General features: G+C 71.0%; 21 protein-coding genes and 1 pseudogene. 8 read left to right on the top strand and 14 right to left on the bottom strand.

All coding sequences use genetic code 11. The features are described from left to right. The first annotated feature begins 10 nt into the window (after nt 1-10). The 4 genes from CRM89_RS03405 (at nt 11) to CRM89_RS03390 (ending at nt 3,361) form a co-directional block, all read left to right on the top strand. Nucleotides 11-1,423 carry an MFS transporter gene (locus CRM89_RS03405; RefSeq protein WP_098083198.1) on the top strand — a complete coding sequence of 471 codons (1,413 nt, stop codon included), beginning with the start codon at nt 11-13 and terminating at the stop codon, nt 1,421-1,423. A 395-nt stretch (nt 1,424-1,818) separates the two neighbouring features. After that, complete coding sequence (locus CRM89_RS03400; protein WP_011208574.1) at nt 1,819-2,217, top strand: VOC family protein; 399 nt, start codon at nt 1,819-1,821, stop codon at nt 2,215-2,217. A 4-nt stretch (nt 2,218-2,221) separates the two neighbouring features. After that, entirely contained in the window at nt 2,222-2,785 is a 564-nt protein-coding gene (locus CRM89_RS03395; protein ID WP_098083197.1) for a PadR family transcriptional regulator, read from the top strand. Nucleotides 2,786-3,043: 258 nt separating this feature from the next. Next, complete coding sequence (locus tag CRM89_RS03390) at nt 3,044-3,361, top strand: hypothetical protein (RefSeq protein ID WP_011208572.1); 318 nt, start codon at nt 3,044-3,046, stop codon at nt 3,359-3,361. An 86-nt stretch (nt 3,362-3,447) separates the two neighbouring features. On the opposite strand, the gene CRM89_RS31535 is transcribed toward CRM89_RS03390, so the two are convergent. Next, nucleotides 3,448-3,636 carry a hypothetical protein gene (locus tag CRM89_RS31535; protein ID WP_229435058.1) on the bottom strand — a complete coding sequence of 63 codons (189 nt, stop codon included), beginning with the start codon at nt 3,634-3,636 and terminating at the stop codon, nt 3,448-3,450. Between the two features lie 18 nt (nt 3,637-3,654). Beyond that, nucleotides 3,655-3,982 (bottom strand): annotated as a pseudogene (locus CRM89_RS31530) (5-methyltetrahydropteroyltriglutamate--homocysteine S-methyltransferase); the annotation flags it as partial. Between the two features lie 159 nt (nt 3,983-4,141). Between CRM89_RS31530 and CRM89_RS03380 the strand changes: the two are divergent. After that, a complete protein-coding gene (locus tag CRM89_RS03380; RefSeq protein ID WP_098086867.1) occupies nt 4,142-5,149 on the top strand; it encodes a helix-turn-helix transcriptional regulator in 1,008 nt (335 codons plus the stop codon). Here the strand turns inward: CRM89_RS03380 and CRM89_RS03375 are convergent. Together CRM89_RS03375 and CRM89_RS03370 are read right to left on the bottom strand one after the other, a co-directional pair. Beyond that, a complete protein-coding gene (locus CRM89_RS03375; RefSeq protein ID WP_060592230.1) occupies nt 5,142-6,260 on the bottom strand; it encodes a class II histone deacetylase in 1,119 nt (372 codons plus the stop codon). The genes CRM89_RS03380 and CRM89_RS03375 overlap by 8 nt on opposite strands. 114 nt (nt 6,261-6,374) lie before the next feature. Beyond that, nucleotides 6,375-7,217: a mycofactocin-coupled SDR family oxidoreductase gene (locus tag CRM89_RS03370; RefSeq protein WP_060593411.1), complete on the bottom strand. Its 843-nt coding sequence runs from the start codon at nt 7,215-7,217 to the stop codon at nt 6,375-6,377. Nucleotides 7,218-7,737: 520 nt separating this feature from the next. Between CRM89_RS03370 and CRM89_RS03365 the strand changes: the two genes are divergently transcribed. Then, nucleotides 7,738-8,451, top strand: a complete 714-nt coding sequence (locus CRM89_RS03365; protein ID WP_172964433.1) for a helix-turn-helix transcriptional regulator — start codon at nt 7,738-7,740, stop codon at nt 8,449-8,451. Here CRM89_RS03365 and CRM89_RS03360 read toward each other — a convergent pair. From CRM89_RS03360 to CRM89_RS03355, 3 genes are all read right to left on the bottom strand, one after another. Next, entirely contained in the window at nt 8,421-9,125 is a 705-nt protein-coding gene (locus CRM89_RS03360; RefSeq protein WP_098083195.1) for an alpha/beta fold hydrolase, read from the bottom strand. The genes CRM89_RS03365 and CRM89_RS03360 overlap by 31 nt on opposite strands. Before the next feature lie 3 nt (nt 9,126-9,128). Continuing rightward, the gene (locus CRM89_RS32160; protein ID WP_371391957.1) at nt 9,129-9,227 is read right to left on the bottom strand and encodes an alpha/beta fold hydrolase; all 99 of its coding nucleotides are present in this window, start codon (nt 9,225-9,227) and stop codon (nt 9,129-9,131) included. A gap of 82 nt (nt 9,228-9,309) precedes the next feature. Continuing rightward, the gene (locus CRM89_RS03355) at nt 9,310-9,576 is read right to left on the bottom strand and encodes a hypothetical protein (protein WP_220276393.1); all 267 of its coding nucleotides are present in this window, start codon (nt 9,574-9,576) and stop codon (nt 9,310-9,312) included. Nucleotides 9,577-9,724: 148 nt separating this feature from the next. Between CRM89_RS03355 and CRM89_RS03350 the strand changes: the two genes are divergently transcribed. Then, nucleotides 9,725-10,945 carry a helix-turn-helix domain-containing protein gene (locus CRM89_RS03350; RefSeq protein WP_060592236.1) on the top strand — a complete coding sequence of 407 codons (1,221 nt, stop codon included), beginning with the start codon at nt 9,725-9,727 and terminating at the stop codon, nt 10,943-10,945. Nucleotides 10,946-10,984: 39 nt separating this feature from the next. Here CRM89_RS03350 and CRM89_RS03345 read toward each other — a convergent pair whose 3' ends face one another. The 7 genes from CRM89_RS03345 to CRM89_RS03315 all read right to left on the bottom strand — a co-directional run bounded on the left by CRM89_RS03345 (nt 10,985) and on the right by CRM89_RS03315 (nt 16,726). Next, nucleotides 10,985-11,551: a flavoprotein gene (locus tag CRM89_RS03345; protein ID WP_011208564.1), complete on the bottom strand. Its 567-nt coding sequence runs from the start codon at nt 11,549-11,551 to the stop codon at nt 10,985-10,987. A gap of 37 nt (nt 11,552-11,588) precedes the next feature. After that, nucleotides 11,589-12,125 (bottom strand): VOC family protein, encoded by a 537-nt coding sequence (locus CRM89_RS03340; protein ID WP_098083194.1) that lies wholly within the window; start codon nt 12,123-12,125, stop codon nt 11,589-11,591. Nucleotides 12,126-12,279: 154 nt separating this feature from the next. Further along, the gene (locus tag CRM89_RS03335; protein WP_098083193.1) at nt 12,280-13,092 is read right to left on the bottom strand and encodes a M12 family metallopeptidase; all 813 of its coding nucleotides are present in this window, start codon (nt 13,090-13,092) and stop codon (nt 12,280-12,282) included. Nucleotides 13,093-13,144: 52 nt separating this feature from the next. Further along, nucleotides 13,145-14,035: a serine protease gene (locus CRM89_RS03330; protein WP_127516054.1), complete on the bottom strand. Its 891-nt coding sequence runs from the start codon at nt 14,033-14,035 to the stop codon at nt 13,145-13,147. Between the two features lie 20 nt (nt 14,036-14,055). Continuing rightward, nucleotides 14,056-15,255 (bottom strand): S8 family serine peptidase, encoded by a 1,200-nt coding sequence (locus tag CRM89_RS03325; protein ID WP_098083191.1) that lies wholly within the window; start codon nt 15,253-15,255, stop codon nt 14,056-14,058. Nucleotides 15,256-15,431: 176 nt separating this feature from the next. Then, a complete protein-coding gene (locus CRM89_RS03320; RefSeq protein WP_060592247.1) occupies nt 15,432-16,094 on the bottom strand; it encodes a PAS and ANTAR domain-containing protein in 663 nt (220 codons plus the stop codon). A 146-nt stretch (nt 16,095-16,240) separates the two neighbouring features. Beyond that, the gene (locus tag CRM89_RS03315; protein WP_098083190.1) at nt 16,241-16,726 is read right to left on the bottom strand and encodes a PaaI family thioesterase; all 486 of its coding nucleotides are present in this window, start codon (nt 16,724-16,726) and stop codon (nt 16,241-16,243) included. Nucleotides 16,727-16,788: 62 nt separating this feature from the next. Between CRM89_RS03315 and CRM89_RS03310 the strand changes: the two genes are divergently transcribed. Continuing rightward, nucleotides 16,789-18,117, top strand: coding sequence for a PLP-dependent aminotransferase family protein (locus CRM89_RS03310; RefSeq protein ID WP_098083189.1), 1,329 nt, complete (start codon nt 16,789-16,791; stop codon nt 18,115-18,117). The last annotated feature ends 11 nt before the right edge of the window (nt 18,118-18,128 follow it).

Genomic DNA, 18,128 nt, shown 5'->3' with positions numbered 1-18,128 from the left:
GGAGACGGCTGTGACTGCTGTGAATTCACCCCAACTCGCTCCCGCGGAGACCCGCGAGCGCCCGATGAAGCTGGCGATCGCGTCCGGGGTCGGCACCATCCTCGAGTTCTACGACTTCGCGATCTACGGCACCGCCACCGCGCTGGTGTTCAACAAGGTGTATTTCGACACCGACGATCCCTGGTTCGGCACCTTCCTCGGGTTCGCCACCTTCGCCATCGGCTTCGTCATGGCACCGGTCGGCGCGGTGATCTTCGGGCACTACGGTGACCGGTTCGGCCGGCGCGCGGCGCTCACCACCGCGTTCATCCTGATGGGGTCGGCCACCCTGGTCATGGGCCTGGTGCCGGACTCGCGGTCGATCGGGATCGTCGCCCCGCTGATCCTGATCTTCCTGCGGATGCTGCACGGCATCTCCCGGGGCGGTGAGATCGGCGGCGCGGTGCTGTTGGCGGCCGAGCACGCCCCCGCGTCCCGACGCGGGCTCTACGGGTGTTTCGTCACGCTCGGATCGCCGGTCGGCGCGATCCTGGCGAACACCGCCTTCGCGCTCGTCCTGCTGCTCCCGATGGACCAGGTGATCGCGTGGGGCTGGCGGATTCCGTTCCTGGTGGGCGGCGTCGTCCTGATCATCGGCATCTGGACCAGGATGCGGATCTCCGAGACACCCGATTTCGCCGGCGCGCGCTCCGGCGCGGATCGGCCGGCGCCGCGTGGCCTGGCGGTATTGCGCCAGGACTGGCGCGGGGTGCTGCGCGCCGCGGGCGTGAACATCGGCCAGAACTGCTATGCGTTCCTGCTGTTCACCTTCATGTTGTCCTTCCTGACCGAACCCGACCCGGGCCGGGGCTTCTCCCGCTCCGCGGTGGTCTGGGGCATCACCGCGGCCCTCGCCTGCCATGCCGCGACGGTGGTGCTCGGCAGTCATCTGTCCGACCGGCTCGGCCGCAAGACGGTGATCGGCTTCGGTATGACGTCGGCCGCGGTCTTCGCCCCGGTGCTGTTCTGGGTCACCGCCCACGGTTCGTTCCTGGCCTGTATCGCGGTGATCTGCATCGGGTTCACACTGACCGGGTTCGTGTACGGGCCGATGTTCACCATGTTCGCCGAGCAGTTCCCGGTGACCCAGCGCTACAGCGGTGTGGGCATCGGCTACCAGGTCGGGGCGGTGGTCGGCGGCGGTATCGCGCCGATGGTCGCGAACCGGATCGTGAGCGGCACCGGCAGCGTGATCCCCGTCGGGTTCTATGCCGCGGCACTCATGCTGATCAGCCTGTTCGCCCTGATGAAGGGCAAGGAGACCGCGCCGCTGGCGGTCGGGCGCTCGGTGCGGAGCCGCTTCGGCGCCGCCGCGGGCAGCACCGACCGGGCGGAGCGCGCCGGTTTTCCCGCCGACGCGAAACCGGTGGAGCAATCCAGCTGACGGGATTGAATCGGGAATGTCGATGCCGACCACCTCGCGACGGTGGTCGGCATCGACGAACCGACTTATAGGGCATATTCGCGGGGCGCTGAATAGGTAATTCCTTTATCCGAACCCGACGGAATCAGATCAATTCGACGAGGCACGGTGTTTCGACCGTTGGGCATCACCGGACTCCCCCCACGAATGCAGCAAACATCTGGCTCGCGAGACTTCGCCGGCTCGGACATCCCCGGGATGGCAGCCGAAGCCCTCGCGCGCGAGGAGGTGTGAACCGCCGGGCTGCGCTGAGACCGCGACCCACGCCGGTGGCCACTAGCCAAATTTGGCTACTCGAGCCTATCGTGGAGCGACCAGCCGAACTCGGCTGGTTCCCCACAGCCCCGAGGTGAGCAATGACGTCGATAACCCCCTATGTGATGGTCGACCGCGCGCACGACTACCGGGCGTTCCTGGAACACGCCCTCGACGCGGAGGTCTCGACGGTGGTGGCCCTGCCCACGGACGAGAGCCGGGTCGTGCACGCCGAAGCCAGGATCGGTGACAGCGTGCTGTTCTTCGCCGACTCGGGCGCGGAAGGGCAACGGTGCCTGAGTTCGCCCACCGAGCCGGTGCACGTGCAGCTCTGGGCGACGGTGCCGGACGCGGACACGGTGTTCGCGCGGGCGGTCGAGGCGGGGGCACGACCCGCGCAGGAGATCACCGCCCAGCCGGACGGGAGTCGGATGGGCGGGTTCGTCGACCCGTTCGGCACGCTCTGGTGGATCAGCACCACCGCCCCCGCGGCGGTCTGAGCCGGTGACGGCGGTTCGGCTGCTGGTGCTCGGCGCGGTGCGGCGGCGCGGGCGCGCGCACGGCTACCAGGTGCGTGCCGATCTCGAGGCCTGGGGTGCGCACGAATGGTCCAATGCGACTTCCGGTTCGGTGTATCACGCGCTGAGGTCGACGGCGCAGGCCGGGCTGCTGCGCGAACACGAGACCACGCCGAGCACGGCGGGCGGGCCGCCGCGCATCGAATACGAACTCACCGACAAGGGTGAGCAGTCCTACCTCGCGTTGCTGCGCAAGGCGCTCTCGGCCCGCGACCCCCGCATGGACCTGCTGGCCGCGGCGGTGGGGTTCATCGAGGACCTGCCCCGTGCGGAAGCCGTCGCGCTCCTGCGCCGTCGAGCGGCGGCCATGGCCGAGTGGGAGGCGTCCATCACCGCGCACCTGCCACCGGACACCGACCTCGCGACCTGGGGCCCGGTCGGCGACGTCATCGGCCTGTGGTTGCACACCGCGCGCAGCCGGGCCGAATGGACTCGTAGCCTCCTGGCACGGCTCGAGGCGGGCGCCTACCGCATGGCGGGCGAGAGTTGAGGCAGGGATGCGTGCCGCGGTCCGTTCACCGTGCCGAGGGTTCGGCGACAGGCGCGCAACCGATCCGCCATCTTCGTTCGCATCGCGCCGATTCCGTCGCCACCGATCGCTGCTAGACCGGAAACCCGCCTCGGCACACGTCGAACCGACCGCCGACGACACCACCGCCCCCGATCACGGCGCCCGCTCCGACGGCTCGGCGTAACGTCGGCGATCCTCTGGCGATCTTCCAGACAACATCGACTCAGGAGGTTCGACATGCTCTCCCCCAAGCGACTCGCCGCCGGTGCCTTCGTCGCCGCCGCAGCCGTCTCCACGACGCTCGCCGCCGGCGGCGTCGCCCAGGCCGACGTTCCGGTGTGGCAGGCCAATTGCCACGTCTACAACATCTTCAACACCGGCGGTATGGCCAACTGTGAGCTGCCGACCTGGCATCAGGTGAAGCTGACCTGTGTCGCGTGGCCCGTCCCGTTCACCTACTGGAAGTACGGCCCGGTGCAGTACGGGCAGAACCAGTCCTGGGCCAGCTGCGACTCGTTCAACGCGCTGGTGCGTGTCGAGGTCATCCAGGCGTAGTCGGATGTCCGGGCGCTCCGGGTATTCGCCCGGGGCGCACCGGAACCGGCCCCGCGGCGAGCGAGCACATCCACCGGAACGGACGGTCAGGCGGACAGTCGCCGGGCGAACCGGACCACCGGGCCGGGACGGCCGCGAGCGCGCGGCCGTCCCGGTTTCACCGCGAGGCGGTCACGCGCAGGATCGCCGCACGACCGCCGCGGCGGCGACGAGATCGCGCAGCGACGCCAGCACTCCTCGGCGCCGCGGGTCTCGAGCCCGCAGTCCGGGTTCACCCACAGTCTTTCCGCCGGAACCACTTTGGTCCCCCGCGCGGTCGCGCAACAGCGATCCAGCTCGTCGTCGATACCGTGCACCCGCTCGGGCAGTGCGCCGAGCAGCACCGCGGTGTCGAGCACGTGGTCGTAGTAGGAGAAGGTGCCGACCGGCACCGAATCGAGTCCCAGCGTCGTGCGCGGCACGCAGTTGAGCGGTGTGCAGCTCGGCGGCGGTGCGGTGCAGGGCAGCCGCATCGACGCGGCCCGCCCAGTAGGCCTCGGCGGCCCGTTCGAGTTCCCGGTTCGGTCCGATCCGCGGCAGTCCCAGCACCGTCGCACTGAAGGGTTCCAGTGGTCTGGACATGAGGCGTACTCCCTCGGTAGCAGCGGTGGTGCCACCCGTTCGAGCGCGCACGACGACGCACCCGGCCGGTTCCGGTGTCGAACCAGCTGCACCGGCCGGCGTAGGCACCGGCCGCGATGAGGCTTCCGGCAGGGTGTGCGGTCCGCCTACGATGACGCGATGCGAAACCCGGCGGTCGATTCCGGTGGGGGGCGGTTGGCGAAGGCGGTGGGGCAGCTCCAGCGGCACATGCTGTTCGATGCCGCCCTGCTCGTCCATCAACCGGCGGGGGCACGGAGCCGGATCGTGTCGCGGCTCGGGTACAGCCAGGGAGCCGCGTGGGCGTTGCAGCATCTCTTTCCCCGCGACTACGAAGTCGGCTTCACCGCCCGGCTCAACCCGGACGACCACCTGCCGCTGTCGATCAGCGACGTCCGGGTCGACATCCGCGAGCAGTTCACCCGCACGGTGCTGTTCCGCCGGTATCTGCGGGCGGAGGGCTATGCCGACGGGATGTCGGTGGAGTTGTTCGACGACGGCGACTACGTCGGTGTCGCCCACTTCTCCGCGCGTCGCCCGGACGCCTTCGGCACGGCCCAGCGCGCGCTCGCCCAGGACCTGTCCGGCTTGCTGGCGCTGGCCCTGCGCCACGGCGAGCACGCGGCCGAGTCACCCGCTGAGCGCGGCGCCGCGGGCCGCACCTACCTGCGGTGGGGCCCCGACCAGCGGATCGCCGAGGCCGCACGCGCGGTTCCCTTCCTCGACGACCCGGCGTTCGCGCGCGTCGTCGACGCCTTCCTCACCAGCGCCCTGACCGAACTCCGGCACCTGTGGCTGCATCAGGGCGCGTGGTATCGCGTCGTGCTCGCCCGCCGCGGCGACTTCGGCGACCTGGAGGTGTGCGTCCGCGCCGTCACCCCCGACGAGGTGTGGCGGTTGAGTGCGCAGGAACTGCGGGTGCTCAGCGGCCTGGTCGTCGGCCGCACCGATGCCGAGATCGCCGCCGACCTGAGCTTGAGCCCGCGCACCGTGCACGCCCACATGGTCAGCATCCGCCGCAAGCTCGGCGTGACCCGGCGGACGGAGGCCGCCGCCCGCGCGACCGCGACGGCGACCTTCGTGCCCGGCCCGGCGACGGCCCCCGTGCCCGACCTGGCCCGCATCTACCGGGACACCGCGCTCAGCTGATGTCGGCCACCAGCTCGGCGGCCGCGTCGACGGCCGCGCGCTCGTGCGGGAGCAGTTCGTCGCCGCCCATCGCCCCCAGGATCGGCTGGTAGGCGTCGGCGATGCCGGTCGAGACCCCGGCCAGTTCCTCGACCACCGCGAGCCCGCAGAACGGGACGTAGTAGGGGCTGTAACCGCCCTCCTGCAGACACGCCAGCCGCCCGCCCGCCACCTCGTCGGCCACGTCGAGCATCTTGCGGGTCAGCGATCGGAACCCGTCGCTGCGCAACATCATGCGCGCCAGCGGGTCCATCATCGAGGCGTCGAAACCGCTGGCGACGATGATCAATTCGGGCCGGTAGGCGCGCAGCGCGGGCAGGACGACGGTGTCGAAGGCGTAGTCGTAGGCGCCGCTGCCCCCGCCCGGCGGCAACGGAATGTTGAGCGTGTACCCGAAGCCCGCACCCGACCCGCGCTCGTCGCGGAACCCGGAGTCGGACGGGAAGCACCGATCCTGGTGCACCGAAATGTTCAGCACCCGCGCCGATTCCCGGAAGATGTCCTGGGCGCCGTTGCCGTGGTGCACATCCCAGTCCACGATCGCCACCCGCTGCATCCCCAGCACCTCGAGCGCGTACGCGGCCGCGATGGCACCGTTGTTGAACAGGCAGAAACCACGGCCGGTCGCCCGTTCGGCATGGTGCCCCGGCGGGTTGATCAAGGCGTAGGCGTTGGTCACGGTGCCGTCGGCGACCGCGCGAACCGCCTCGATCGCCCCACCGGCCGCCAGCAGCGCGATGTGGTGACCGCCGTTGCCGAACGGCGACACCCCGTCCCCGGCGTCACCACCCTTGGGCAGCGCGCTCTCGGCGAGAATTCGCTCGTAGTGCGCCTCGTCGTGCACCCGGAGCACGTCGTCCCTGGTGGCGGGCGCGGGCTCGAGCTGGTGCAGCGACTTGATCAACCCCGACGCGCAGATCAACTCGTGCAGCCGCCGCTTGGTGTCCGGGTGCGCGACATGGTGCGAGATCGGCTGGGTCAAGGCGTCCACGCTGGGCGGGAACACGCCGCCGCTGCCCGTGTCCGCCCACCCGTAGAGCGTGTTCCAGATGTATCCGGTGGTGGTTGCCACGATCGTTCCTCTCCGTCCGAGTGTTCGGTGGAGTCAGGATCGAGGGGGGTGGGCAGGCTGTCATCGGTAGAAATACCGAACGACGACGCCGGGAACGGGACCGGCGGGCAACTCTCAGTACTTGAGTGCCCCCGCGTCGACGGGGATCTGGGTGCCGGTGATGACGCCCGAGCCCGGCCCGGCCAGCCACGAAACCACGTCGGCGACCTGGTCGACGGGCATGAAGCCGCTCTTCCCGTCGGCTGCCTGCCGCAGCGGCACCGGGGGGAAGGCGTGCAGGTAGGCCGGGTGCTTGCCGAACATCTCCATCATCGCGTCGGGCTGGATCATGGGGGTGTCGACGGAGTACGGGTGGATCGAGTTGACGCGGATGCCGAATTCGCCTGCCTCGAGCGCCAGGGTGTTGGTGAGGGCGACGAGGCCGTGTTTGGCGGCGGCGTAGTGGCCGTTGCCGGGGGTGGCTTTCAGTCCGGCCGAGGAGCTGACGATGACGATGGATCCGCCGTTGCCCGCCTCGATCATCGCGGGGACGACGGCGCGGACGGTGCGCCAGGTGCCGTTGAGGTTGACGTCGACGACGGTGTCCCAGGCGTCTTCGCTCAACTCCCACAGGCGGCCCCAGCTCAGCACGCCCGCGTTGGCGACGAGCACGTCGAGGCGGCCGAACATCGCGACGCCGTCGGCGACGACGTCCTGCAGGGCCGCGAGATCCCGGATGTCGACCACGCGGGTGAGGACCTTGCGGCCGGCGGCTTCGACCAGGCGGGCGGTCTCGGCGAGGTCGGCCTCGGTGGGAGCCGGATAGGTGACGGTGTCGGAGACCGGCGCGCACACGTCGACGGCGATGATGTCGGCGCCGTCGGCGGCCAGCCGAGCGGCGTGCGCCCGGCCCTGGCCGCGGGCCGCGCCCGTCACCAGTGCCACTTTCCCCTGGAGGGGCTCGGTCCGGTCACTCATGGCAGCACCTTCGATCTTCTCGTGCGGTCCGCGCTGCCGGGTCGGCGCGGCGCGGGCGTCGACCGCAGCCGGTCGGACCCCGACAGCACCGGCGATTTCGGCGTCGGCACTGCGCGCCGACAGTCCCGTCCGAAGGTAGACGAGTGTCCAGTCCACCGTCAATACACCGGTCCATCGATACACGGGCGGCATGGGGCGACGGGCGGTGCACCGCCGACCCGCCCGACGCCGGCCCGCCCGGGCCGGTTCCGAACGGCGGTGGCGCGATGCCCCTGTCCATCACGCCACCGCCACCGACCCGAGCGTGCCGACGGCGGGGACCCAGGTGGTCGGCCGTGCACCGCCGATCGGCCGCCGAGCCCTCCCCTCCACGTCTCGGCGCGCGGCGGCCCTCCCATCTCACCGTCCGCGCGGCGCGCTCGACAACACCCGACCGCACCCCGTTACGGGGTGCACCGTCGCGGGTGGTACTACTCGGCAGTGGTACCAGCCGTGCGTCGGCGGGCGAGGAACGATAGGGGTGGCGGCAGTGGAATTGCCCACGCTGGGCGGGTTCGTCCGGGCGCGACGGGAACGGCGCGGGATGAGCAGGCAGGAGTTGGCCACCGCGATCCACTCCAGCCTGGGATACATCGCCAAGATCGAGCAGGGCGGTGCCGCAGGCCCGAGTCCCGCGGTCCTGGAAGCGCTGTCGGAGGTCTACGGTCTCGACGCCGACGAACGACGGCACCTGTATCGGCTGGCCGGGCAGGCACCCGAGGACCCGCCCGCGACCGCGCCCGCCCATCGCGGCACCCTGGACGCCTTCGCCCCGCATCCGGCGGCATACCGCAGCGAAACCGGGGACGTGCTGGACGCCAACGCCGCCCACGACGCGACCTTCCCCGGCCTTCGCCGGCACGGCAACGTGCTGCGCTGGCTGTTCACCGATCCGCGCGCCCGCCTGGTGCACGAGGAATGGGAGCGCGAAGCCCGCATCGCCGTGGGGATGCTGCGCCATCATGCCGCGTGCCCGCGCGATCCGGGGGCGGTGGCACGCCTGCTCGGCGATCTCGCCGAGCAGCCCGACTTCCACCGGTTGTGGTCGGCGGGCATCGTGTCGGTCGCCCGGCCCGACCCGCACCTCCGTTTGCGCAGGCCCGGCACCGGCGAGGTGTTCACCCTGCGGACCGAACTCTTCGCCGACACCGCCGACCCGGCGCGTCAGCTCTGGCTCGGCGTGCCGTCGAGCTGAGCCAGCCACTCCCGCAACAGCGCGTTCACCTCCCGCGGGTGGGTGATGTTCACCGCGTGCGTGGCGCCGGGGACGGTGTGGAGTCGTGTCGGCCCGCCGAGACTCGCGGCGAGCGCTTCCATGTCCTCCGCGGCGAACGCCTGGTCGCTGATTCCGCGCAACAGTAGTGCGGGGCAGGTGATCTCGCCGATCAGCTCGGTGATGGACTCGCGGTTGATCAGGCAGTCGGCCGCCAGCCGGATGCGCCGGCGATCACCGGTCGACCACTTGTCCAGCCAGGGCCGGCGGTCCTCGTCGGTGCCGCCGATCATCACCGAGGCCATCGTCTTGGCGATCGGCGCGAGCGGGCCGCTGCCGGTCCAGGCGTCCATGACCTCGCGATAGCCGATCTTCTGTTTCGGCGTGTAGGCCTCGGCGGAGGTGCCGATGAGGATCAGCCCGTCCACCCGCGGCGGCGCGAGCAACGCCATCCGCAGGGCCGTGAACCCGCCCTGCGACATCCCGCCGGCGACCACCCGGTCCAACCCGAGCGCGTCGACGACCGCCCACGCGTCGCGAGCGAGGTCCCAGTAGCTGAACGGCTCACCGGAGTCCTCGGTGCCGCCGAAGCCGCGCGCGTCGATGGCGATCACCCGGTAGTCCGGCGCGAGCCCGGCCGCCTGCGCCGCGAACATCTCCTAGTCCAGGAAGAAGCCGTGCCCGAGCACCACGGCCCGGCCGCTTCCACCGGTATCGGTGAAATGAATCTTCACCCCGTTGTTTTCGATGTACGGCACATCCACCACCCCTCACTGGTCGCCCGAGCACTCTAGCAAGAACAGGTTCTAGAAATATGGCCGCGCCCGGGGACGCCCCCGGTCACCGCCGCACTCCGCCGAACCGCGACCACCGCGCGAACGACACCCGGGGCGCGGCACATTCCACATCCGCCACCGCCAGCACCCGGTTCAACGACACGGCATCGATATGCGCCGAGGACGGCAACAACACCACATCCGCACCCGACGCCGCCACCTGCTCGGCCACACCGAGAACCGAACACGGATCACCCCACCGCACCGGATACCCCAATCGCCGCGCCAGGCGGCGGACCTGTCCCGAATCCCACTCGTAGGTCGGAGACAACGGATCTATCCAACCGAACGCGAACACGCGAATCCCTCCATCCCCTCGATGGCCGAAGCCGGCAGCCACGCCCCGCGCGGCTGCGAGCTGGAGGGAAACCTTGGCAGTGCGACCGCCGAATACCGTTCCGCTGTGGAACAGTGGAGGAATGAGCGACTTCCAGCCGGACGACGGACGGTGGGTCGGCCGCCGAGTGCGCACCATCCGCGCGCGGCGCGGCATCTCGCAGCAGGTCCTCGCCGACCGAGCCGGACTGTCCCGCAGCGCGATCGCCAAGTACGAGAACGGTTTACGGCCGGTGGACTCGCGGCGGACGCTGTTGGCGCTGGCTTCGGCGCTTGGGGTCACCGTCGCAGACCTGGCGGGCCACGAACACGAGAAGCTCGACCCCGGCACCGCCGCATTCCACATGGTGGTCCCGGAGATCGAGGCCGTGCTGTGGTCGCGCGGCAACGTGACCGACCACCGCCCGCCGGTGGGTCCGGCGGAACTGGCCGCGCTGACGCGCAAGGCCACCGAGCTGCGCAACGACTGTGACTACTCCGCGCTCGGACCGATGCTCGTGCCGATGCTCACCGACGCCTACCGGCACGTGCGCGACGCGGAGAGCGAGCGGGCGTGGGACGTGCTCGCCGCCGTGACCTACGGCATCGCCTCCGCACTGCGGGCGCGCGGCTATCACGCCCTGGCCTGGACGGCGGCGCAGGAGTGCGAGCGCGCCGCGGCGCAGGTCGACGGGGTGGCGGCGGTGGCGACGGCGGCGTTCAGCAAGGGACAGATCATGCTGTCGCGCCCGGGCGCATTGCCCGCGGCGCTGGACACCACCATCGGCACCGCCGAGCAGATCGCCGGTGCCGTCCGCACCGTCGGCGAGGTGGAAACGTACGGGATGCTGCACCTGCACGGGTCCATGGTGGCGGCCACCCTGGGCGGGGATCCCGAACCCCACCTGGCCGAGGCCGCCGCGCAAGCCGACCGCCTCGCCGCCGCCCGGCCGAGCACCTCCCTGGCGCGCAACGACTCCTTCGGCCCCGCCAACGTGACGCTCTGGCGAATGTCGGCCGCCCTGGAGCGCCGCGAGCCCGGCCGCGTGCTCGCCCTGGCACCACGTCTCTCCCCCGCCGACCTGCCGAATCAGGGCCGCCGCGCCCAGTACTTCGTCGAGATCGGCCGTGCCCACGCCATGCAGAAGCACTACCGCGACTCGCTCTACGCGCTGCTGCGGGCGGAACACCTTGCTCCGCAGCATGTCCGCACGATGGTCCACGTGCGCGAACTCGTCGGCCACATGATGCGCAAGGCGCGCCGCGACCTGACGACGGGCGAGCTGGGCCGACTCGCCCAGCGGGTCGGTGTGGTACCGGGTTGACGACCGCCCCCCAGGGGAGTTTCACCCGGAGATGAACGACTACCCCTGACCCGCGCCCTTCCACCGGGGGTGGTCGAGGACGGCCTGCCATGCCTGCGCCCACGGGAATTCCGCGAGGCGTTGCTCGCCGGTGCCGGGCTCGTGCCCGCCGTGGACGGCGTCGCCGATCAGGGTCACGCCCCATTCGGCGAGGTTGCGCAACGCGGCTCGAATGGGCGGGAAGCTCATCTGGGCGCGGTTGGAGAACGGCACGGCCACGATCGGCAGGCCCTTTCCCACGCCTTCCACCAGTAGTCCGAGCGGCAGGGTGTCGGAGATGCCGACGGCGAACTTGGCCACCGAATTACAGGTCAGGGGTGCGGCGATCATGGCGTCGGCGGGTGGCAGCAGGTCGGGGGTGCCGGGGTCCTTGTATTCGGTGCGGACGACGTGGCCGGTCTGCTCGGCCAACGCGGCGGTGTCGAGGAAACGGCGGCCCTGCGGTGAGGCGACGACGCACACGTCCCAGCCGTCGCGCTGCGCCGAATCCACGAGCCGGCCGACGTCGCGGGCGGCGGGTGAACCGGTGACGAGCGCGTAGAGGACGGGTTGCCCCAGGGAGTTCATCCGGTCATGGTCGCAGGCGGGCGGGGTGCGGCGCGAGTCAGCGATTCGTCTCGGCCGTGCGTGCGGCGAGGCGGGCCCATACGGCGTGGTCCGTGCGCGGTCCGCCCGGCGTCTCGGCTCCGTAGCGCTCGATCACCGCGTCCAGGTCGAGCGGAGCCGTCAGCGCCGTTCCCGGTTTCAGGGCTTCCTCGACGTGTTCGTCGGGGACCAGCCAGCACACCTCGAATTCGATGCCGTCGGGGTCGCGGCCGTATAGGGCTTTGGTGGAGCCGTGGTCGCCGGTGCCGGTGAGAGCTCCGGCGGCTCGGAGTCGGTCCCGCATCGTCGCGAGTTCGGCGAGCGTGTCGACTTCCCAGGCCACGTGGTAGAGCCCGACCGCGCCCGGAGTGACCGGGGTGCGGTCACGGTACTGGAACAGGCCGAGATCGTGGTCGTTGGCCGAGCCCGCGTGCCGCAGGAACACGCCACCGGGGAAGCCGCCCGGCAGGCGCTGGAAGCCGAGCACGTCTTCGTAGAACGCGAGACTGCGCGGCAGGTCGGCGACGAACAGGACGACATGGTTGATTCCGCGCATCCGCCTGCGGCCTCCTCGAACTCGGTGCGGTCGGGCGACACCGCCCCCGTCCTGTTTACTACCGCACCAGTACGCGCGCCGGGCAGGGTGGTGCTCATTCAGCGGGAGCCGTCCGGTACCGGCGAGCCCGCGGTGGACTCGCCGGTCACGAACCTCAGTGCACCCCGGCCAGCGCCTGGATCGGGGTGGTGGCCACGGCCGTCGGGTAGAGGACGTGGACGAAACCGCGGTCACGGTCGTTGATGTCGAGCCCGCCGGGGACCGGTTGGCCGTCGCGCATGATCGAGCCGGGGAGCTGGTAGCACATGATCGACTGGGTGTCGGTGGGGGTGGTGATCAGGGCCACCTCCTCCAGCGGTGTCAGCACCTGGGCGCGGGTGGTGGCCTCCGACCAGCCGACGCGGTCGCGGAAGTAGCGGATGGCCTTGGCCGGGTCGATGCGGTGCACGACGTCGCGGCGCAGGTGTTCGTGCGGGAAACCGAGGGTGTGGCCGGTTTCGTGGCGGACGACGCGGGTGTATTCACGTTCGTCGGTGTCGAGGCCGAACGAGTCGAGGTTCATGGTCGGCTCGTCGGCGGGAATCTGCAGCACGTCGGTGCCGAGATAGGACCAGTAGCCGTCGCCGGGGGTGCGGGCGATGCGGATCTCGGCGTCGGGGGCGGTGCTGCGGTGGAAACCGATGTTCGCGCCCGGTGACCAGGCGTTCATGTGGGCCAGGATGCGGTCCTGGAGCGCGCGGTCGGTGGTGTCGAGGAAACGGACGCCGAGGTGGACGCCGCCGCTGCGCCAGTACTTGGTGGTCATGGCCGAGATGAACTCGCGGTTCACCGGGCGCTCGCCCACCAGTCCCGCGATGGGACGCACATAGGGCATGTTGGCGGGATTGATCTCGACGGCGAGCCGGGCGGACTCGATCTGCTTGTCGTCGGGCAGCCGCTTGGGGCTGCAGATCGCGAGGGTGTTCATGATGGTTCTCCGGGCTGGGCCGGGGCCGGGAGCACCCGGCCCCGGGGCGTCCTCACGGGCGCATGTCGGTCAATCCGTGCCGGACGACGTCGACCATCCCCTTGCCGCCGGCGAACACCAGGCGGGTGGGATCGAGGCCGTCCTTCTCCTGTCCGCTGCAGACGCCGACCACGAACGGGTTGGCGGTGTGCACCCACAGCGGGCCGCCCGACCAGCCGGGCCCGAGGTCGGCGCGCAGCGCGAACTCGAGTTCCTTGCCGGGACTGTCGTTATCGATGTCGCGGATGCCCATGTCCAGCTCCACGGCGGGGCGCTGACCGTAGCTGCCGGGGTAGCCGGAGGAGACGTAGCGCCGGTTGTAGTACTCGTCCTCGTCGCCCCAGGACTGCGAGCCCATCCAGCCCAGCGCGTTGCCGAGCGGGTTGTAGAGCTTGCAGATGACGTAGTCGTAGCCGGTGGGCACGTCGCCGCCGGGGTTGTAGCCCCAATAGCTCTGCACGAACGAGGATCCGAACGGCCGGTCGCCGTTGCGGAAGGCGGGGATGAACTCCATGCTCCAGTTGCTCGCGCCCCACGGGGCGACATGCCCCGCGGTGAGCAGCAGGTTGGGGCCGACGAGGACGCCGCTGCCGCGTTTGCCGTTGCTGTTGAACACGATGCCCACCGTGCACATCGGATACAGCATCGGGTTGGGTTCCTCGTGCACGAGCGGCTCGTAGAAGGTCTGGCCGTCGAGCGAGAACGTCTCGGCCACCGTGGGTTCGGCGTAGGTCGCCCACGGCGGGCAGTAGGGCGCGGTGACGGCGTCGCCGGGTGCGGGTGCCTCGGCCGGGTTCAGCGCGTGCTGTTCCTGGCCGGGAATCGCATGCACGAGTTCTTTGACGGTGGTGGGAATCTCGGTGCGCTCGAGCAGGTGGCCCGGCGCGGGATCGATGACGGTCATGGTGTGCTCCTCGGATGGCATCAGGACTGGGGGGCGCGGACGAGCCCCGCGCCGGTGTCGGTGGGATCGGTACCGGGGATGAGCCGGTCGGTGGTGGCCTCGCCGATCAGCTTGGCCTGCAGGACGAGCGGGGCGAGCTGACCCTGTGCGGCCAGCTTCTCCGCCCACAGCGCCGCCACCCCCGCCGCGTGCGGAGTGGCCATGCTGGTGCCGCTCATGGACTCGGTGCCGCCGCCGACGGCCGCGCTGACCACACCGACGCCGGGTGCGGAGACGGTCGCGCGCGAGTTCGAGAAGGGCGCGACGGCAAGGCCGTTCGCGGTGCGTCCCAGCGCGCCGACGGCGACGATGCCTGCCGCCGCGGCGGGCGGGGCGACGTCGATCTCGAACGGTGGCGTGCGGTCGCGGCCGCTCTCGTTGCCGGTGGCGGCCACCACCATCGGCTGACCGATGCCCGCGGCCAGGAACTGCGACAGCGTCTGGAACAGCTGCACGTTGGCGGTGTAGGCGCGCAGCGCCAGCGACGTGGCCACCGGGATGGACAGCCCGCGCAGCGTGACCAGTTTCTCGACGAAGCCGGGGAAATCGATGCCGAGCGACATCGAGATCACGTGCGCGCCGTTGTCGCGCGCCCACAGGATCGCCTCGGCGATGGTGTCGCTGCCGCCGCCACCGGGGCCGAGGACCTTGCCGATCAGCGCGCGCCCGACCCCGCGCGCGACGCCGATCCGCGTGCCGTCCAGGTCGCGACCGAAAATCGTTCCGGCGCAGTGCGTTCCGTGACCGTCTTTGTCGTGGGCGGAGCCGCCGCCGGTGAAGTCCCTGGTGACCAGGTCGACGCCGGCGAAGGCGGGGTGGTCGGCGTCGATACCGGTGTCGAGCACCGCGACGGTGACGCCCTGCCCGGTGAACGGCGAGGTCGTCGCGCCGACGGCCTCGACGCCCCAGGTGGGACCCGCCGCCGCGGCGACGACACCGCCGCGCTCGGCCGGTTCGACGAGGCGCATCGGCATCGCCGGGCCGAACCCGACGACGGTCGGATCGGCGGCGACCGACCGCAACGTCGCCGCGTCGACCTCATCGATATCGATGCGGACGTCGGCGGCGACCTCGGCGGGAAAGGCCGCGGGGCCCGCGTTCGGCTCCCGCAGCACCGCGCGGGCGGGGGCGCGCAACACGACGAGTTTCTCCCCCGCGAGGACATGTGTTGACTCGGACATGGTGACTCCAGATTTCCGGGGTGGGGTGGAAGGAGGCACCAAGGCTAGGTCCGCGCGGGGCGGCGGATCGCGAGTAGCGACTACTCGATTCGGGACGGCGCGGCGAGGACGATTCCGCCGGCGCGGCCGGTGGGTACTCGCCCCCCACCTGCGCCGACGGACAGCCGCCGCCCGCTCTAGGGTTCCGGGGTGTCGCGTTCGTGCGCGGTCAACAGGAGATGGTCGAAGCGGGTGCGTTCCCCGACACCGCAGCCGCCGAATTCGGTGACGGCTTCGACCAGGCGGGCGGCCAGGTCGCGGAGTTTGGTGTTCGTCTCCTGGGAGCGCCAGGCGAGCACGCGGAAAGCCTGCTCGGCGCTGATGCCGTACATGAGCATGAGGGCGCCCTTGGCCTGGTCGATCACCGAGCGGGTGGCGACCAGGTCGGGCAGCGTCTCGTCGAGGACTTCCTTGCGGGCTTCGTCGAGGCGGTCGGTGAGGTCGATGTAGTAGCCGGTCGAACCGACGACGCGGCCGTCCGCGTCACGCATCTCGTCGCCGACGACCAGGACGTGCCGGACGCGGCCGTGTGTGTCCAGGATGCGGTGCCTGCTGCAGAACGGTTGACCGGTCGACACCGCGGCCGCGAGAATGTCGGCGACCGCATCGCGGTCCTCGGGATGCTTGTGAGCCAGCATCAGCTCGGTGGTGGGCACCACCGAACCCGGTGCGTAGCCGTGCAACACGGCCACCTCGTCCGACCATTCCCAGCGCTGGTCCGCGAACCAGAACCGATAGCTGCCCGCCGGCCGCCACGCATCGGCGGCGGAGACCGGGGGCGTCCCGTTGCCTTCGCTCACGGTTCCAGTATCCCGCCCCGCACCACTCCCCCGCGCACGGGCGCGTCGCGGGCAACTGCACACCCCGTTTTCGCGCCGGTCCGCGGGGGCCGTCCATCGAATGTCCGAACCGTCGGCGTCCACCCCTGCTCGGCGCGCCGGGTGATCTACCGGCCCGCCGCCCGTTCCCCGCGCAAGGTGGTGACCACACTCGTGACCAGGGCGACCGGTGTGCCGTCCGCGCGCACCACCTCGCACTGGTAGTGGGTGATGGTGCGCCCGGAGTGCACCGGGCGGGCCACCGCCCGCAGCGTCTCCCGCCAGACCGGGCGCAGGTAGACCGCGCGCAGGTCGATGCTGGTGAAGCTCTCGTCCGGGGCGACCACCGTGGAGTGCGCGGTGCCGATCGCGGCGTCGGCCAGTTCGGCGAGCAACCCGCCGTGAACCGTGCCCTGCTGATTGCCGTGCACCGCGGCGTCGGTGTCGATCTCGACGGTGGCGGTCCCGTGGTCGACCGCGACCAGCCGGATGCCGAGGGTCCGCGAGATGGCGGTCGGGTAGCGGAACCGGCAGGACTGGTCGGGGGTGGCGGTACCGGCGACGACGGCGCGCAGGTAGTCCAGGACCGGGAGTTCGGTGGTCGTGCTCGTCATGCGCGCACGCTAACGACGGTCGGCTAGGACGATCAAACAATTGTCCTAGGTACAGTGGGCGGATGCCGTCTTACCGCAGCGTGGCGGACCTGATCGCCGAACAGATCACCGCGGGCCGATGGGCGCCCGGCGATCGGCTGCCCACGCACCGCCAACTGGCCGCGGAGTTCGGTATCGCCATCGCGACCGCCACACGGGTGTATGCCGAGCTGAAGCGCACCGGCGTCGTCGTCGGCGAACCGGGCCGCGGCACCTTCGTGCGGGATCGCTCGGTGCGGCTGGTGTCGCCGGAGTACGGGCCGGGCGCCGATACGGTGTGGGCGGATCTGTCCATCACGCAACCGTTTTCGCGACGGCGCAGCGAGCTGCTGCGCGCGGCGTTGCGCGAGCTCGCGACGGCGGGCGAGCTGGACGCGGTGCTGCGGCAGCCACCGCCGGGCGGCCGTCCGCACGAGCGCCGGGCCGCCGCCGGGTATCCCGCGCGGTTGGGCATCGAGGCCGAAGCCGAGCGTGTCTTCCTCACCTCGGGCGCCCAGCACGGACTGGATCTCGTCCTCCGCGCGACCCTCGCGCCCGGTGACGCCGTCGCCGTCGACGAACTCACCTACCCCGGATTCCGGATGCTGGCCGAGGCGCAACGGCTCGACCTGGTCCCGATTCCCGCCGACGGCGACGGCCCCGACCTCACCGCCCTCGCCCAGGCCTGCGCCCGGCGGCGGCTACGAGCGGTCTACACGATGCCGACACTGCACAACCCACTCGGCTGGGTGCTGAACGCCGCTGCCCGCGCCGAGCTGATCGCCCTCGCCCGCAAGCACGACCTGCTGCTGATCGAGGACGCCGCCTACGCCTTCCTCGCCGACCCCGCGCCCCCGCCGCTGGCCGCGCTGGCCCCGGAACGCACCTTCTGGGTGTCGAGCATTTCCAAGAGCGTGTCGGCGGGCCTGCGCTTCGGTCTCCTCGTCACGCCCGCGTCGGCCCGCAACGCGCTGTCCCGCATCGTCCGCACCACCATGGCGGGCCCGTCCAGCCTGGTCACCGCCCTGGTCGTGCGCTGGCTGAGCGACGGCACCCTCGCCGATCTCGAAGCCGCGAGCCGCGCGGCCGCCGCCGAACACCAGCGCATCCTGCGGCGCGAACTCGACGGCAGGCCGATGCGCGCGCACCCCCGCTCCTACTTCGCCTGGCTGCCCGTCGATCCCGGCCAGCGCATGGATCGGGTCGCGGCGGAACTGTCCCGCCGCGGCATCCGTGTCTCCACCGCCGACCTGTTCGCCACCACCCCGCACGTCCCGCACGGCCTGCGGTTGGCCGTGGGATCACTGTCCCCCCGCGACCTCCCGAACGCCCTGGCCGTGGTTCGCGATGTCCTCGACGACATCCCGCTGTGAGCGCGCGCCGC

Origin of the sequence: Nocardia sp. FDAARGOS_372 (assembly GCF_002554515.1) — a bacterium.
Classification (GTDB): Bacteria; Actinomycetota; Actinomycetes; order Mycobacteriales; family Mycobacteriaceae; genus Nocardia; species Nocardia farcinica.
Note: the sequence above shows the minus strand (reverse complement) of the source record. Positions and strands in the feature narration are given on the sequence as shown.

What these genes read in the sequence shown, in the direction of transcription:
- CRM89_RS03400 (WP_011208574.1), top strand. Translation starts at nt 1,819, where the DNA reads ATGACGTCGATAACCCCCTATGTGATGGTCGACCGCGCGCACGACTAC.
- CRM89_RS03390 (WP_011208572.1), top strand. Translation starts at nt 3,044, where the DNA reads ATGCTCTCCCCCAAGCGACTCGCCGCCGGTGCCTTCGTCGCCGCCGCA.
- CRM89_RS03380 (WP_098086867.1), top strand. Translation starts at nt 4,142, where the DNA reads ATGCGAAACCCGGCGGTCGATTCCGGTGGGGGGCGGTTGGCGAAGGCG.
- CRM89_RS03370 (WP_060593411.1), bottom strand. Translation starts at nt 7,217, where the DNA reads ATGAGTGACCGGACCGAGCCCCTCCAGGGGAAAGTGGCACTGGTGACG.
- CRM89_RS03360 (WP_098083195.1), bottom strand. Translation starts at nt 9,125, where the DNA reads ATGTTCGCGGCGCAGGCGGCCGGGCTCGCGCCGGACTACCGGGTGATC.
- CRM89_RS03350 (WP_060592236.1), top strand. Translation starts at nt 9,725, where the DNA reads ATGAGCGACTTCCAGCCGGACGACGGACGGTGGGTCGGCCGCCGAGTG.
- CRM89_RS03345 (WP_011208564.1), bottom strand. Translation starts at nt 11,551, where the DNA reads ATGAACTCCCTGGGGCAACCCGTCCTCTACGCGCTCGTCACCGGTTCA.
- CRM89_RS03340 (WP_098083194.1), bottom strand. Translation starts at nt 12,125, where the DNA reads ATGCGCGGAATCAACCATGTCGTCCTGTTCGTCGCCGACCTGCCGCGC.
- CRM89_RS03335 (WP_098083193.1), bottom strand. Translation starts at nt 13,092, where the DNA reads ATGAACACCCTCGCGATCTGCAGCCCCAAGCGGCTGCCCGACGACAAG.
- CRM89_RS03330 (WP_127516054.1), bottom strand. Translation starts at nt 14,035, where the DNA reads ATGACCGTCATCGATCCCGCGCCGGGCCACCTGCTCGAGCGCACCGAG.
- CRM89_RS03325 (WP_098083191.1), bottom strand. Translation starts at nt 15,255, where the DNA reads ATGTCCGAGTCAACACATGTCCTCGCGGGGGAGAAACTCGTCGTGTTG.
- CRM89_RS03315 (WP_098083190.1), bottom strand. Translation starts at nt 16,726, where the DNA reads ATGACGAGCACGACCACCGAACTCCCGGTCCTGGACTACCTGCGCGCC.
- CRM89_RS03310 (WP_098083189.1), top strand. Translation starts at nt 16,789, where the DNA reads ATGCCGTCTTACCGCAGCGTGGCGGACCTGATCGCCGAACAGATCACC.